We start from the raw sequence: 16090 nt of genomic DNA, 5'->3' as shown, positions 1-16090 counted from the left end.
GGGATCGGACGCCTTCGGCGGCATCCTCCGGAGTGACTGCCGGCCGGAGGCACAGTGACGATGCGGCGCACGCGCCGCATCGTCATGAAGAACTACCGACGCGGGAGAGTGCGAGGCGCTTGCGCTGGATCAACCCAGGCCGTGCGCGACTGCGATAACGGCAGCCTGCACGCGCGAACTCACATCGAGCTTGCGCAGGATGTGCTGCACGTGGATCTTCACGGTGGTTTCGGCAATGCCGAGCGCGCGGGCGATCTCCTTGTTGCCCTGGCCCCGGGCGATCTTGCCGAGGATCTCCTGCTCGCGCGGCGACWGCGAATCGACGGCGGAAGCAGGCACCTCCGGCTCGGCCACCGCCGCCGGGCGCGGCGCCGCCGCGGTCCGGTAGGCATCCACCAGCTTGCTGGTCATTTCTTCCGCGACCACGCTCTCGCCGCGCATGGCGCGCCGGATGGCTGCGGACAGCACCTCGCCCTCCACCGTCTTCAGCAGGTAGCCGCAAGCGCCGCCACGCAGGGCGCCGGCGAGGTCTTCGGCGTCTTCGCTCACGGTCAGCATCAGCACGCGCGCTGCCGGTGCGGCCTCGCGCAGGGCCGGCAGCGCATCGACGCCGGTGACGCCGGGCAGATGGTTGTCGAGCAGGATCACGTCGGGCTGCAAGGCCTGCGCGCGCCGCTGAGCCTCGCCGGCATCCGCGGCGTCGCCGACGACTTCGAACTCCGCATCCCGCTGCAGGAGCGCGGTGAGCCCGCGACGGAAAAGCGTGTGGTCGTCGACGACCAGGATTCGGATTTTGCAGGTCAAGGTGTTCAAGGCAAGGTCAGAACCACGGAACTGCCGTGGCCCAGCCTCGAAGATACCTCCAGGCTGGCGCCCATGCGCTGCGCGCGCTCCGCCATGATGCGAAGGCCGACGCTTGTTTCGTTGACCGCCCCGGCTTCGGTCGCGAAGCCTCGGCCGTTGTCCCGTACCTCCAGCCGCCATTGCGGCTGCTGCTGGACATCGAGCCACACGTGGGAGGCGCGGGCATGCTTGCGGATATTGGACAAGGCCTCCTGCACGATGTGCAGCACCTGGATCTGCGTCGCGGGCTCCAGCGGCATGCCCTGTCCCAGCATCTGCAGGCTGGCCTTCAGGCCGGTCTGGTGCTCGAACTTGCGCAGCGTCGTCATCAGCGCGGGCTCGATGTCTTCGGCATTGGCCCGGGTGCGGAAGTGGAGGAGCAGTTCGCGGACGTCGCCATAGCACTCGCGCACGCCGACATCGATCTCGTCCAGCACGTGCTGCGCCTGCTGTTCATCGCCGCTGGCCATCGAATCCCGCATCAGCTGCACCTGGATCTTCAGGAAAGCGAGCGCCTGGGCGATGGAGTCGTGCAGCTCCCGCGCCAGGAAGCCGCGCTCCTCCGAGATGGCCGCCTCCAGGCCGAGTGCGTTGAGCCTGAGGTTCTCCATGGCGCCCGCAAGATGGACCGTCAGGGATTCGAAGAGCGAGCGCTCGGCCTCGGAGACGGCGACCCGCGCGTGGAAGAAGAGGTCCACCTCGCCCATCAACCGGTCGTGGAGCCGGATCGGCACCGCCACCACGGTCTCGAAGCCTGCCTGCTCGCAATGGCGCATGCGAGCCGGCGCCATGGCCCGGATCGGGATCACGCGGGCGCCTTGGGGCGCGGCTGGCGTACCGCAGTGGCAGGCGTCCGCCTTCACGCAGCGCTCGGCCTCGACCATGGCCGTCGGCAACCCTTGCGAGGCGAGCATGAGGTAGCGGCTGTTGCTCTCGTCCGACCAGCGCAAGGCGACGCCGTCGGCCCGGGCGATGCGCGCGAACTCCCGCGTGAATCCCTGCGCCACCTCGTCGAGCGTGGTGGCCCTGTTGACCAGCGTGGTGATCTCGTAGAGGCTTTCCAGGCGTTCGCGCTCTTCCTCCAGCAGTGCCGTCTTCTCCTGCACGCGGCTCTCGAGGTTTCGGTACATCGATTGCAACTGCCCGGCCATGCCGTTGAAGCCCGCGCTCAGCGTGCCGAACTCGTCCGTGGTGGCGCAATCCACGCGGGCGCCGAAGTCGCCGGCCTGGATGCGATGGATCGCTTGCTTGAGCAGGCCCACCGGCTCGAGGATGAAGCGGTATCCCATGTGGACCAATGTTGCCGCGCCGATCAGCGCCATGCCCAGCATGGCGACCTGAAGCAGGTGCATGATCGACGTCCAGCGTGACAGATGAGACTCGATGGCGGCAACGAACATGTCGACGTGGGACGCGAAATCCGCGGCGTTCCGGCCCAGCGCCCTCGCGGCCTCGGGTCCGGGTGCGTCTGCGAGAAGGGAGCGGAACCTGGCCCACTCGCGCTCGACCTCCGAGAATCGCAGGCGGACCTGGTCGTCCCATGGCACGAACAAGGGCCGCTCCGGATCGCCGAGCCGCAGCAACTGAATGGCGCGATCGAATTCGGCGAGCTGCCCCGGCAACGCCTGCGTGTCGGCAGTGCCGGCCGATAGCGCCATGCGGTAGGCCTGCATGCGCATGCGTCCGGCCTCGTTGACGGATGCTGCGCCCCCCTCGATCTGCCACGACATCCATAGCAGGGCGCCGATCGAACACATCGCGATGAAGAGAAAGGGCGCGGCGGCCAGGCCGAGCTTGGCGCCGAGGGACCACTGCGGCGTCGATTTCATGCGAACCAGAATAGCCTCGCACCCGCGCACTTTGCTTGAGGCAGATCAATGAGTGGCGCAGGACTTCGATGCGCCTGCGGCGAGCTCACAGGGTATCGAGATCGTAGAGATTCGTTGTCCGCGGCCTGCTGTCGATGCCCTTTGCCGTGCGCATGGCGACAGACATCCCCGACACCACGGTCGCCCACTCCTCGCGAGTGAGCAAGAGATCCATCTGAAGGTGCAACAGCGTGTCCTCCCGCTCCAGATGGCCACGCATCAATCGGGCATGCTCGGACAGCAGGGTTTCAACCGCATCGATGGCATCCGCATCCCCCGATTCGACGAGGCGCAGTGCGGCCTTTGCCTGGGCGAGCAAGGCGTCGCAGCGCTTGCGATCGAGTTCCAGCCCGTCCAGCAGTTCGTCGGCCTCCGCGGACCTGCCGCGCAGGATGTCGAGCAGAACCACGCCTTTGGGCCGATGCGTGGCCTCGTCGAAGGTCTGGAGGCGGTCGACGAGCTCGAGGGGCCGGGCCGTGATTCGATGACGCTTCCAGGCATCGGCGTTCAATGCCGCGCGGATCTGATCCAGCAACCCGCGGATGCGGGTGTGCTCGGCCCGCAAGACGATCCATGTGCATTCTGACGCCAGCATGCGAGGCCCCCTTCGATCGTTTGGAGCTCGTCCAGTGTGTGTGGTTGGCTGCTGCGCCGAGCCTCATCGGACAGCATAGGAAATCTGGCAGGCAGCACAAGGCTGCCCGGCGGTCTGTTAACGATCGCTCACACTATTTCCACCCAATCGGTGGCGCGGCGTCCGGCCGCCGCTCTTTGCGCCAGCGCAAATCGGGATCCCGCGCCAGGGCGCAGACTGCATTCAGGTGATCGAGGCGCTCGATGCCTTGCCTTCCCGTGGCAGCCAGTCGACCGGCTTGTTCGGTGCGAGCACGCCGCGCTGGAGGTCGTCGCCGGGTTGGCTTGCGCATGGTTCCTCGCGCACCTTCGCGCCGCCGATCGAGGGTCGGGGAGCGCGCCGCGCATGGCTTGATCCAGCGCCGGGAGTCACGTGCCGGCGAGCCGAGGAATCGACCCGCTCGCCGGGTCCGGCTTCAGTGGCCGCAGCCGCCCAGGTGGCCGCAGGCCGTGCAGAAGTCGCAGCCGTCCTTGAGGATCATCGTGGCGTTGCCGCATTCCGGGCAGCGGGCGCCCGGCATCGGCGCGGGCTGGTCGGAGGTCTGCGCGGGCGCCTGCAGAATGCCCATCGCCTGCACCGGGTAGCCCTTGGCGTCCAGCACGCCCAGCATCGCATAGCGGTGGATGATGAGCCGTGCCATGTAGGCGACCGTCGACGGCCAGACCTGCTGGCGCTGGCGGCCGCTCGGCAGGCCCGGCACGGGGGCCATGAAATGGCCTAGCGGCTCGGCGTAGTTGAGCAGCTTGCGCAGCTTCATGCCGATCCACGCCGGATCGAGCACGCGCATGTCGAGCGACAGCACGCGGGCCAGTCCATCGAGCGCCTTCGGGTAGTTGCCGGAGAGCCCCATGGCGCAGGGCCGGGTGACGCGGCCGCCCTGGGCGTCCGGCAGCCAGACTTCCTTGAGCGTCAGCGTGAAGGTCTCGTCGCTCGCCGGATTGTGGATGTCGACCGCCCAGGCGAGGGTTCCGTTCGGGCCGGTCTGCGGCTCGCCGCGGCTGAACAGGGCATCGATCACCGGGCTCGGCGGGTCCCCCTCGTCCTGCCACAGGCCCAGCTGCTCGCAGCGCCAGCGGATCACCGCCGCGGTGGCCGCCACGACGCCGGGAAACTGGCGCAGCTCCCCGTGCGGCGGGAAGGGCATCTCGAATGCGCGCTCCTCCTGCACCGTGGCCAGCAGCTCCAGCTTGAGCCGCACCCAGGTCGGATCCTTCGCGCGCAGGTCCATCGACAGGGTCTTGGCCAGCGCGCCGAGGCCGCGCGGCTGCTCGACGCCGTTGACCCAGGCCTCGAAAGGCGCCGGCTTGCCGCCCTCCGACAACTCGCCGACGAAGAGCGCGAATTCGCCGTGCGGGTGCCGGACCATGTAGGACCAGGCGGCGTTGCCCGCCGGCAGCTCCGGACGCCCGGGCCAGCGCAGCGACGCCAGCACCGGCCGCGGCATGCGCTCGAGGATCAGGCGCGCGTTCAGCGGGCCGGCATCGACCGCCATGGGCTCCTGCGCGAGCGGGCCGCCCTCGGGGCTCAGGACGGCGCCGAGCACGGCGTTGGGCCGGTAGGTGGCCAGGCCCTTGAGCCCCGAGCGCCAGGCCCGCAGGTACAGGTCCTTGAAGTCCGCGTAGGGATAGTCCGCCGGCACGTTGACCGTCTTCGAAATGGCGGTGTCGACCAGGGGCGCCACTGCGGCGACCATCTCCACATGGGCCTGGGCGCTCATCTGCAGCGCGGTCACGAAGGCCGGGGGAAGCGGTGCGTCCGCGCCCTTCAGTTGCCGGAACAGGCGCCATGCATGGTCCTCGACCACGTGCTCCTCCCAGGTGCCTTCGGGCGTGCGCTTGCGCCGGGTGTAGGTCCAGGAGAAGGCCGGCTCGATCCCGTTGCTCGCGTTGTCGGCGAAGGCCAGGCTGATGGTGCCGGTGGGCGCGATCGACAGCAGGTGCGAGTTGCGGATCCCGCCGGCCCGGATGCGTGCGACGAGCGGGCCCGGCAGCCGCGACGCGAAGGTGCCGCGGCTCAGGTAGAGGTCGGCGTTGAAGAGCGCAAAGGCGCCGCGCTCGGCCGCCAGGTCGATCGACGCCTCGTACGCGGCGTCGCGCAGGACTTCGGCGATGCGGCGCGCGGCTTCGCGGCCGGCGGCGCTGTCGTAGCGCAGGTTCAGCATCGCCAGCGCATCCCCCAGCCCGGTGAAGCCGAGGCCGATGCGCCGCTTGCTGCGGGCCTCCGCGTGCTGGCGCTCCAGCGGCCAGAAGCTGATCTCCAGCACGTTGTCGAGCATCCGGACCGCCACGGCCGCCAGCCGCGCGAAGGCCTCCTCGTCGAAGCGCGCGTCGGGCGCGAAGGGCGCGCGCACCAGGCGCGTCAGGTCGATCGACCCGAGGCAGCAGCAGCCGTAGGCCGGCAGCGGCTGTTCGCCGCAAGGATTGGTGGCCGCCAGGGTCTCGCAATAGGACAGGTTGTTGTCTTCGTTGATGCGATCGAGGAACAGCACGCCGGGCTCGGCATGGTCGTAGGTCGAGCGCATGATCTGATCCCACAGATCGCGGGCGCGCAGCGCCCGATAGACCCACAGGCCGTCTTCGCGCTGGCGGGCGCCGCCGGCCCGAAGCCGCGGTCCGGGTGCCGCCCGGTGCACCAGCTCGAAGGGCTGGTCGTCCTGCACGGCCTGCATGAAGGCATGGGTCACGGCGACCGAAATGTTGAAGTTGGCCAGGTCGCCCTGGTCCTTGGCATGGACGAACGCCTCGATGTCGGGATGGTCGCAGCGCAGGACGCCCATCTGCGCCCCGCGCCGCGCACCCGCGGATTCGACGGTCTCGCAGGAACGGTCGAACACGCGCATGTACGACACCGGCCCCGATGCGCTCGACCGGGTGCTGGCGACCCAAGCGCCGCGCGGCCGGATGCGCGAGAAGTCATAGCCCACGCCGCCGCCGCGGCGCATGGTTTCGGCGGCTTCGGTCAGCGCCACGTAGATGCCCGGATGGCCGTCCTCCTCGGCGGAGATGGCGTCGCCCACCGGCTGCACGAAGCAATTGATCAGGGTCGCGGAAAGATCCGTTCCGGCCGCCGACTGGATGCGTCCCGCGGGCAGGAATCCGTCCTGCAGCGCCTGCAGGAAGCGCGGCTCCCAAAGGGCGCGAAGCTCGGCCTTCTCGGCCTGCGCCAGCGCCCGTGCCACCCGGCGGCGCACGTCGTCGATGCTGCGCTCGCCGTCCTTGGCGTACTTCTCGAGCAGCAGCTCCTGGCTGATCCGCTGCGCGGGGAGCGCCGGCGTCGCCAGCGGATTCTTCAGGGCATCGGTTGTCGTCATGGGCCTTCGGTCCGCAAGCACGGCGTCACATCATGCGTCGACTCCCGGGCCTTCGTCCAGATGGCCGCGCCTACGGGCGGCTTGCCGGGGCCCCGTTCTCCCAGCCGGCGTCGCTGATGTGCCTCGCGTAGACCGCCAGCACGATGCGCTCGGAGTGCACGAGGTAGTCGTTGAGCGCGGCGGCGGCGCCCGCGTAGTCGCCGGCTTCCGCCAGCTCCAGGATCTTCACGTTCATGTCGACGTAAGGGGCGTGCAGGAACTCGGGATCGCGCAGCAGCCCGAAGGCCAGCCGCAGCTCGGCCAGCACCGGTGCGAACAGCTGGTTCAGCCGCTCGCTGTCGGCCAGTTCGACGATGGCCATGTGGAAGGCCATGTTCGCGGTGCCCACGCCCAGCCAGTCGCCCTCGGCGCGGCAGCGCAGCGAAGTCTCGACCGCCTCGCGCATCTTCTTCTTGGCCGGATGGCGAGGGTAGGCCTGCGCGAGCGCCTGGCACTCGATCAGCCGGCGCACCCGGTAGATGTCGATGATCGACGCGATGCTGGGGATGGCCACGAACACCCCGCGATTGGGCGCGTGCTTGACCAGGCCGTCCTTGGTCAGCATGCGGAACACCTCGCGCAGCGTGTTGCGCGAGATCCCCAGGCTGTCGCTCAGGACCTGCTCCGACAGCCGCTGGCCCGGCGAGAACTCACCCTGGGTGATCTTCAGGCGCAGCTGCTCGGCCACACGCTCGCTGAGCGTCTGGATGGCGGGAGAAGGGGGCGTGGCAAGGCTCATTGGCCCCAGGTTGTAACCGATGTTGCCCCCAGATCCCCCTTCATTGCTCAACAACATTCGGGTTATTACTTAGAAATTGGCACGCAAGTTGCAAGCAATTTCCATTGGATTGTTCAACAATCCAATGCCTTTGACTCAATCGAATATTCCTTCTGTTGAGTCATCCACCCTTCATCCAGGAGTAACTGCCTTGCCTACCGACATCAACCTGTGGCCCCTGTTCGGGGTCGCCGTCATCATCGCGGGGTTCATCCTGCGCTTCAATCCGATGCTGGTCGTGATCGTGACCGCCATCGTGACCGCCCTGGCCGCTCACTTCCCGGTCGACAAGATCCTGGCGACCATCGGCACCGGTTTCATCAAGACGCGCAACCTGCCGCTGATCATCCTGCTGCCGCTGGCGGTGATCGGGCTGCTGGAGCGGCACGGGCTGCGCCAGCACGCGCAGAACTGGATCAGCACGATCAAGTCGGCGACGGTCGGCCGCCTGCTGATCGTCTACCTGGGCGCCCGGCAGCTGACGGCCGCGATCGGCCTCACCAGCCTGGGCGGACACCCGCAGATGGTGCGGCCGCTGCTGGCCCCGATGGCCGAGGGCGCGGCCGAGGCGCGCTACGGCAAGCTGCCGGACCGCATCCGCCACAAGCTGCGCGCCTACGCCGCGGCGACCGACAACGTCGGCCTGTTCTTCGGCGAAGACATCTTCGTGGCCTTCGGCGCCATCGTGCTGATGACCACCTTCCTGCGCGAGGCCGGCGTCGACGTCGAGCCGATCCATGTCGCGTTGTGGGGCATCCCGACCGCCACCTGTGCCTTCCTGATCCATGCCTGGCGGCTGCGCCGGCTCGACCGGATGCTGGCGCGCGAACTCGGCGCCGATGCGCCCGCCGCTGACGGCCTCGTCGCCGTGAAGGGCGCCTGATCATGACGCTCTCGATCGTTCACCTCTACTATTTGGTCGGCGCCATCCTCGCCATCACGGCGCTGATGACGCTCAGGGACCGCCAGCATCCCAAGCGCTATTCGAGCGCCTTCTTCTGGGGCCTCTATTCGCTGGTGTTCCTGGTCGGCGACCAGGTGCCGCCGGTCTGGGTCGGCGTCGGCGTCGTGGTGATGGCGCTGATCGCCGCCTTCGGCGGTGTCGGCGTCGGCCGCCAGAGCGATCGCAGCGCGGCCGACTACGCGGCCAGCGCCAGGCGCCTGGGCAACAAGCTGTTCATTCCGGCGCTGGCGATCCCGCTGGTCACGATGGTCGGCACCCTGTCGGCCAAGTACCTCGTGTTCGGCGGCACGCCCTTGCTCGACCCGAAGAACACCACCCTGGTGAGCCTGGGCATCGGCTGCCTCTTCGCGCTCGGACTGGCCTGCCTGCTCACCAGGGAAACGCCGGTGCAGGGCATCCGCGAGTCGCGCCGCCTCACCGATGCGCTCGGCTGGGCGCTGGTGCTGCCGCAGATGCTCGGCATGCTGGGGCTGGTGTTCTCCGACGCCGGCGTGGGCAAGGCCGTGGCCCACATCACGACCAGCTACATCAACATGGACGTGCGCTTCTTCGCCGTCGCCGTGTACGTGGTCGGCATGGCGCTGTTCACCGTCATCATGGGCAACGGCTTCGCGGCCTTCCCGGTGATGACCGGCGGCGTGGGCGTGCCGATCCTGGTCGGCATGTACCACGGCAACCCGGCGGTGATGGCCGCCATCGGCATGCTCTCGGGCTACTGCGGCACGCTGCTGACGCCGATGGCGGCCAATTTCAACATCGTGCCCGCGGCCTTGCTGGAACTGCCCGACAAGAACGCCGTGATCCGCGCCCAGGTGCCGACGGCGCTCACGCTGCTGACCTGCAACGTGTTCCTGCTGTACTTCCTGATGTTCCGCTGAGGTTGCCGCGATGAAGATGGACCTCAACAGCGACCTCGGCGAGAGCCTGGGCGCCTGGCGCATGGGCGACGACGAGGCGATGCTCGGCATCGTGAGCAGCGCCAACGTGGCCTGCGGCTTCCATGCCGGCGACGCCGCCGGCATCCTGCAGACGCTGCGCCGCGCGCAGGCGCTCGGCGTGGTGGTCGGTGCCCACGTCGCCTACCCCGACCTCGCCGGCTTCGGCCGCCGCAACATGGACCTGGCCAGCGCCGACCTGGTGGCGGACGTGATCTACCAGATCGGTGCGCTCCAGGGCCTGGCGACCGCCGCGGGCACCGCGGTGCGCTACGTCAAGCCGCATGGCGCGCTCTACAACACCATCGCGCACGACCCGCGCCAGGCGCGCGACGTCATCGCCGCCATCCGCGCGATCGATCCCGGGCTGGCGCTGGTCGGCCTGGCCGGCTCGCCGCTGCTCGGCTGGGCCCGGGCGAGCGGGCTGCGCACCGTCGCCGAGGCCTTTGCCGATCGCGCCTACATGCCGGACGGATCGCTGGTGTCGCGCCGCGAGAAGGGCGCCGTGCTGCACGATCCGCAGGCGGTGGCGGCGCGCATGCTGCGCCTCGCGGCCGAGGGCGTGGTCGAGGCCATCGACGGCAGCAGGGTGCGCATCCAGGCCGATTCGATCTGCGTCCATGGCGACAGCCCCGGCGCGGTCGAGATGGCGCGGCAGGTGCGCAGCCTGCTCGAGCGCTCGGGCGTGGCCATTCGCCCCTTTGTTGATGCCGAAGCCGAAGCCGAAGCCGAAGCCGGAGGCACAACGCGATGATGCGATTCCTGCCCGTCAACCTGGATGCGCTGATGGTCGAGCTCGACGACCTGGCGCAGACGCTGGCCCTGCTCGCATCGCTGCAGGCCGAGCCCATCGCCGGCATCGAGGAACTGGTGCCCGCGGCGCGCACCCTCCTGGTTCGCTATCGCCCCACGATGGTGTCGCACGAAGCGCTCGTTGCGCGCATCGGCGGCCGCGGCTTGCACACGCCGGTGGCGCGCGCGGCCACGCGGATCGAGATTCCCGTCGACTACCAGGGCGAGGACCTCGAGGCGGTGGCGCAGATGCTGGGGATCTCGCGCGAGGAACTGATCCGCCGCCACGCCGGCAGCGACTACACGGTCGCCTTCACCGGCTTCGCGCCGGGCTTCGCCTACCTGAGCGGCGGACATCCGAGCCTGAACGTGCCGCGCCGCACGACGCCGCGCACCCGCATCCCGGCCGGCGCCGTCGGGCTCGCGGGCCCGTTCAGCGGCGTCTATCCGCAGGCCAGTCCGGGCGGCTGGCAGATCATCGGCGTGACCGCGACGCCGATGTGGGACCTGGACCGCGAGGTGCCGGCGCTGCTGCAGCCCGGCTTCAAGGTGCGCTTCGTCGATGTCTCCGGACGGCGCTTGCCGGCCCCGCCGACGCCGCGAATCGCGCCGGCCGAACCGGCCGTTGCTGTCGAGCGCGGCGCCGCCGCGCTGCAGGTGCTGGCCACCGGCCTGCAGGCCCTGTTCCAGGACCTGGGCCGGCATGGCCAGGCCGGGCAGGGCGTGTCGGCCTCGGGCGCCATGGACCCGGGCGCCTTGCGCGCAGCCAACCGGCTGGTCGGCAATCCCGCCGACACGGCCTGCCTGGAACTCGTCTATGGCGGCTTCCAGTTCGTCTGCCGCGGCGAGGCCGTGGCGGCCTTCACCGGCGCCGACGCGCCGGTTCGCCTGCTGACCGCTGCCGGCGCCGCGCTGAACCTGCGCCGCTACGAAGCCGTGGCGCTGTCAGACGGCGACACCGTGACGCTCGGCGAGCCGGTCGCCGGCATCCGCTCGTACCTCGCGCTGCGCGGCGGTTTCGCCGTGGCGCCGGTGCTGCGCAGCTGCTCGACCGACACGCTCGCCCACGTCGGGCCGCCGCCGGTCCAGGCCGGCGACCTGCTGGGCGTGCGACCGGTGGCGCGCGGCGCCGTGGTCGGCCTGCCCGAACCGGCGCCCGCCGACCTGCCCACCGCAGGGGGCGTCGTCGTGCTCGACGTCGTGATGGGCCCGCGCACCGACTGGTTCACGCCCGAGGCGATCGCGCTGCTCGCGAGCCAGTCGTGGAGCGTGACGCCGCAGTCCAATCGCGTCGGGCTGCGCCTGGCGGGCGAACAGCCGCTGGCGCGCGCCAATCCCGGCGAACTGCCGAGCGAAGGCACGGCGCCGGGCGCCATCCAGGTGCCGCCGAGCGGGCAGCCGGTGCTGTTCCTGGCCGACCATCCGTTGACCGGCGGCTACCCGGTGATCGGCGCCGTGGCCCCGTACCACCTCGACCGCGCCGGGCAGATCCCGATCGGCGCCAGCGTGCGCTTCAACCCGATCCGCGCCTTCCGTCCGACCACCCTTTCCGTCTCGAGAGACACCCCATGAAAAAAGTCCTGATTGCCAACCGCGGCGAGATCGCCGTGCGCATCGTGCGCGCCTGTGCCGACTACGGCGTGCAGTCGGTCGCCGTGTACGCCGATGCCGACCTCGACGCGATGCATGCGCGCATGGCTGACGAGGCGTATGGCCTCGACGGCCAGCGCCCGGCCGACACCTACCTGAACATCGACAAGCTGTTGACCGTGGCCGCGCGCTGCGGGGCCGACGCGGTGCATCCGGGCTACGGCTTCCTGTCGGAGAACGCGGGCTTCGCGCGCGCCGTCATCGGCGCCGGGCTGGCCTGGATCGGCCCGCCGCCCGCCGCCATCGAGGCGCTGGGCGACAAGGTGCAGGCCCGCAAGATCGCGCTGCAGGCCGGCGCGCCGCTGGTCGCGGGCACCTCGGATCCCGTGCGCGACGCGCAGGAGGTCGTGGCCTTCGCCGAAAAGAACGGCCTGCCGATCGCCATCAAGGCGGCCTTCGGCGGCGGCGGCCGCGGGCTCAAGGTCGCGTGGCGCCTCGACGAGGTCGCCGACCTCTACGAATCGGCGGTGCGCGAGGCGGTCACCGCGTTCGGCCGCGGCGAGTGCTTCGTCGAACAGTTCCTCGACCGTCCGCGCCATGTCGAGGCGCAGGTCATCGCCGACACGCACGGGCACGTGGTGGTGCTCGGCACGCGGGACTGCTCGCTGCAGCGGCGCAACCAGAAGCTGGTGGAAGAGGCGCCGGCGCCGTTTCTCAGCGATGCCCAGCGCGAGCGCATCCACCAGGCCGCGCGCGATGTCTGCATGCGCGCCGGCTACGTCGGTGCCGGAACGGTGGAGTTCCTGCTCAGCCCTTCGGGCACGATCTCCTTCCTGGAGGTCAACACGCGGTTGCAGGTGGAGCATCCGGTGACCGAGGAGACCGCGGGCATCGACCTGGTGGTCGAACAGCTGCGCATTGCCGACGGCCTGCCGCTGTCGGTCACCGAGACGCCGGTGCCGCGCGGCCACGCCTTCGAGTTCCGCATCAACGCCGAAGACGTCGGCCGCGGTTTTCTGCCGGCGCCCGGCCCGGTGCGCCTGTTCGAGGCGCCCTCGGGCCCCGGCGTGCGCGTCGACACCGGCGTGCAGTCGGGCTCGACGGTGCCGGGCACTTTCGACTCGCTGATGGCCAAGCTGATCGTCACCGGTGCCACGCGCGCGCAGGCGATCGCCCGCGCCCGGCGTGCGCTCAGGGAGTTCCGCATCGAAGGCGTGCCCTCGGTCCTGCCGTTCCACCGCGCGGTGATGGAGCACGCCGACTTCGTCTCCGCCGAGGCCTTCAAGGTGCACACCCGCTGGATCGAGACGGATTTCGCGAACGTGCTGGCCGCGGCGGTGCGGCCCGAGCCGCTGGCGGAGGTCTCGCTGGTGCGCACGGCGCTGGAGATCGATGGCCGCCGAATGGCGCTGGGCCTGCCGGCGGAACTGCTGCGCGGGATGCAGTCCGCGGGCGGCGGCGAGTCGCCCGTGGCTGTCGATGCCGCGGTCGCGGCGGACCCCGCCGGTGTTCCCGCACCGATTGCCGGCACCCTCCAATCGTGGCAGGTGGCCGACGGCGACACGGTCGCGAAGGGCGACGCGATCGCATCCATGGAAGCCATGAAGATGGAGCTGCAGGTGACGGCTCACCGCGCCGGGCGCATCGTCCTCCAGTCGGCGCAGGGCGACTACGTCGCCGCGGGCGTGGCGATCGCGCTGATCCACTGAAGAGCGCTCAAGACGACTTCAACGGGCGGGCCGGGGCGTCCGGCCGTGCTTCGCGAGGCGCCCGGCGCCGGGGGCGATCCGCCAGGTGCCGGTAGAAGAATCGCTTGGCGGCCTCGACCAGGATCAGGTAGGCCGCCACCATCCCGGCCAGCCAGGCGAGAAAGGCCGCGGGCAACGGCTCGAAGTCGAAAAGCCGGCCTACCGGGGTGTAGGGCAGCACTACGGCCGAAGCCACGACCGCCAGCGACGCCGCGCTCAGCACGGCGCTGGGTCGGCTGGTCCAGGGTCTTCCCCGCGTGCGGATGACGAAGATCACCAGCACCTGGGTCACCAGCGATTCGACGAACCAACCGGTGCGAAACAGGCCGACATCCGCGTGCAGGATCCGCAGCAGGAGCCAGAAGGTCAGTGCATCGAAGGCCGAGCTGATCAGTCCGAAGAGCCACATGTAGCGCTGAATGAACCCCATGTCCAGCGTGCGCGGCCGGTGCAGGTCCTCGGCGTCGACGCGGTCGAGGGGAATCGCCGCTTCCGACAGGTCGTAGAGGACGTTGTTGAGCAGGATCTGCGTCGGCAACAGCGGCAGGAAGGGCAGGAACAACGAGGCGCCGGCCATGCTCAGCATGTTTCCGAAGTTGGAGCTGGTGCCCATCATGATGTACTTCATGACGTTTCCGAAGGTCCGTCGGCCCTCCAGCACGCCCTCGTGCAGCACCGCCAGGTCGTGCTCGAGCATGACCATGTCCGCCACCTCGCGCGCGACGTCGACCGCGGTATCGACCGTGAGCCCGACATCGGCCGAGCGCAGCGGCGGCGCATCGTTGATGCCGTCGCCCAGGTAGCCGACCACCAGGCCGCGCGCCTTCAGCGCCAGGACGATTCGGTTCTTCTGCGCCGGATTGACGCGGCAGAACAGGGTGGTCGTGCGCACCCGCGCGCGCAGCGCGGCCTCGTCCATGTGCGCAATTTCCTGGCCGGTGAGCACGCCCGTCACCGGCAGGTGGAGCAGGGCGCACAGGTGCTGGGTCACGAGTTCGCTGTCGCCGCTGACGATCTTCACGGCGACTCCGCTTTTCGCGAGGGCGGCCAGCGCCTCCGCGGCGCCGGGCTTGGGCGGGTCGATGAAGGCGGCGAAGCCGGCGAAGACCAGGTTGCTTTCGTCGCGGACGTCGGCGTGCGGATGATCCGGCGGCACCTCGCGCCAGGCGACGCCCAGCACGCGCAGGCCTTGCCGCTCCAGGTCGTGGCAGCGCGCGCGCAGGCGCTCCCGCGCGGCCGCGTCGAGCGGGGCCTGCGAGCGGCCCTCGTGGTCTTCGTGGCGGTCGCACAGGGTCAGCACGTCGTCCGGCGCGCCCTTGACCACCAGCCAGCGCGCATCGCCGCGATCGACCAGCACCGAGACCCGCCGGCGCTCGAAGTCGAAAGGCACTTCGTCGATCTTCGTCCAGGCACCGGTATCCATCTCGTGCGCCAGGATGGCGTCGTCGAGCGGGCTCTTCAGGCCGCTCTCGAATGTGCTGTTGAGGTGAGCCAGCATCAGCACGCGCGGGCTGTCGCCTCCGTCCGCGCCGACGCACTGCGCCAGGCTGATCCTGGCCTCGGTCAGGGTGCCGGTCTTGTCGGTGCACAGCACGTCCATGGCGCCGAGGTTCTCGATCGAGGCCAGGCGCTTGACGATCACGCGCCGCTGCGCCATGCGCATCGCGCCGCGCGAGAGCGTGACCGACACCACCATCGGCAGCAGCTCGGGCGTCAGGCCGACGGCCAGCGCGACGGCGAACAGGAAGGACTCCAGCAGCGGCCGGTGCAGGATCAGGTTGACCAGCAGCACGAAGAGCACCAGCAGCAGCGTCACCCGCATCAGCAGCATGCCGAAGCGGTGCATGCCGACCTCGAAGGCGGTGGGCGGTGGCTCGGCCTCGATGCTGTGCGCCACTTCGCCGAGCGCCGTGGCGGCGCCCGTCGCCATGACCCGCACGCGGGCGCTGCCGCTCACTACGGTGCTTCCCATGAAGACCGCGTTGAGCGCCTGTTGAAGCTCCGTCGCGCCCGGATCCGGCACGCCGGGATGCTTCTCCACCGGGTACGACTCGCCGGTCAGCAGGCCCTGGTTGACGAAGAAATCGCGTGCTTCCAGCACCCGGCCGTCAGCCGGCACGCGGTCGCCGGCGGAGAGCAGGACGATATCGCCCGGCACGATCGCCGCCACCGGAATGTCCTGGGTGCGGCCATCCCGGATGACGCTCGCACGCAGCGCCACCGACTCGCGCAGCTTCTCCGCCGCGCGGCCGGCGCGATGCTCCTGGACGAAATCCAGTATCACGCTCAGCAGCACCATCGCCATGATGATGACGAAGTTGGCCACGTCGCCGGTCGCCGCCGAGACGGCGCTGGCCGCGAGCAGCACCAGCACGAGCGGGTTGCGAAAGCGCGCCACGAACTGCAGGGCCAGCGGAAGTTTCTTCGCGGCCTCGAAGCTGTTGGGGCCGCAACGTGCCAGTGCTTCCTCGGCCTGCGTTGAGGACAGTCCCTTGACATCGGGTGGCGTGGCATCGAGCCACCAGGGTGCGGGGGAGGGGGTCATGAAGGGGGGCGGGTCAGCAGGAGGGGGGTGGCGCGAAGTCGACA

General features: G+C 69.8%; 12 protein-coding genes. 5 read left to right on the top strand and 7 right to left on the bottom strand.

Going from position 1 to position 16090, the window contains the following annotated elements; genetic code table 11:
- Window positions 1–129: 129 nt before the first annotated feature.
- From AC1DYD_RS29045 to AC1DYD_RS29020, 6 genes are all read right to left on the bottom strand, one after another.
- On the bottom strand, window positions 130–804 hold the full coding sequence (locus AC1DYD_RS29045) for a response regulator (protein WP_478176218.1): 675 nt from the start codon (window positions 802–804) through the stop codon (window positions 130–132).
- A 5-nt stretch (window positions 805–809) separates the two neighbouring features.
- A complete protein-coding gene (locus tag AC1DYD_RS29040; RefSeq protein WP_478176217.1) occupies window positions 810–2672 on the bottom strand; it encodes a type IV pili methyl-accepting chemotaxis transducer N-terminal domain-containing protein in 1863 nt (620 codons plus the stop codon).
- An 85-nt stretch (window positions 2673–2757) separates the two neighbouring features.
- A complete protein-coding gene (locus tag AC1DYD_RS29035; protein ID WP_478176216.1) occupies window positions 2758–3306 on the bottom strand; it encodes a hemerythrin domain-containing protein in 549 nt (182 codons plus the stop codon).
- Between the two features lie 222 nt (window positions 3307–3528).
- On the bottom strand, window positions 3529–3651 hold the full coding sequence (locus AC1DYD_RS29030) for a hypothetical protein (protein ID WP_478176215.1): 123 nt from the start codon (window positions 3649–3651) through the stop codon (window positions 3529–3531).
- Between the two features lie 109 nt (window positions 3652–3760).
- Entirely contained in the window at window positions 3761–6655 is a 2895-nt protein-coding gene (locus AC1DYD_RS29025) for an adenosylcobalamin-dependent ribonucleoside-diphosphate reductase (RefSeq protein WP_478176214.1), read from the bottom strand.
- A 70-nt stretch (window positions 6656–6725) separates the two neighbouring features.
- Window positions 6726–7433: a GntR family transcriptional regulator gene (locus AC1DYD_RS29020; protein ID WP_478176213.1), complete on the bottom strand. Its 708-nt coding sequence runs from the start codon at window positions 7431–7433 to the stop codon at window positions 6726–6728.
- 190 nt (window positions 7434–7623) lie between these two features.
- On the opposite strand from AC1DYD_RS29020, the gene AC1DYD_RS29015 reads away from it, so the two are divergent.
- From AC1DYD_RS29015 to AC1DYD_RS28995, 5 genes are read left to right on the top strand one after another with little or no spacing between them, the layout of a single operon-like run.
- On the top strand, window positions 7624–8355 hold the full coding sequence (locus AC1DYD_RS29015) for a DUF969 domain-containing protein (protein WP_478176212.1): 732 nt from the start codon (window positions 7624–7626) through the stop codon (window positions 8353–8355).
- Between the two features lie 2 nt (window positions 8356–8357).
- On the top strand, window positions 8358–9314 hold the full coding sequence (locus AC1DYD_RS29010) for a DUF979 domain-containing protein (protein WP_478176211.1): 957 nt from the start codon (window positions 8358–8360) through the stop codon (window positions 9312–9314).
- A gap of 10 nt (window positions 9315–9324) precedes the next feature.
- Window positions 9325–10125 (top strand): LamB/YcsF family protein, encoded by an 801-nt coding sequence (locus AC1DYD_RS29005; protein ID WP_478176210.1) that lies wholly within the window; start codon window positions 9325–9327, stop codon window positions 10123–10125.
- Window positions 10125–11735, top strand: a complete 1611-nt coding sequence (locus AC1DYD_RS29000) for a 5-oxoprolinase subunit B/C family protein (protein ID WP_478176249.1) — start codon at window positions 10125–10127, stop codon at window positions 11733–11735. The genes AC1DYD_RS29005 and AC1DYD_RS29000 overlap by 1 nt, the downstream gene beginning before the upstream one ends.
- Entirely contained in the window at window positions 11732–13462 is a 1731-nt protein-coding gene (locus tag AC1DYD_RS28995; protein WP_478176209.1) for an acetyl/propionyl/methylcrotonyl-CoA carboxylase subunit alpha, read from the top strand. The genes AC1DYD_RS29000 and AC1DYD_RS28995 overlap by 4 nt, the downstream gene beginning before the upstream one ends.
- 7 nt (window positions 13463–13469) lie before the next feature.
- On the opposite strand, the gene mgtA is transcribed toward AC1DYD_RS28995, so the two are convergent.
- Window positions 13470–16046 (bottom strand): magnesium-translocating P-type ATPase, encoded by a 2577-nt coding sequence (gene mgtA / locus AC1DYD_RS28990; protein WP_478176208.1) that lies wholly within the window; start codon window positions 16044–16046, stop codon window positions 13470–13472.
- Window positions 16047–16090: the final 44 nt, after the last annotated feature.

Source organism: Variovorax sp. P4_B11 (assembly GCF_056402355.1).
This window is presented reverse-complemented; position numbering and strand designations above follow the sequence as displayed.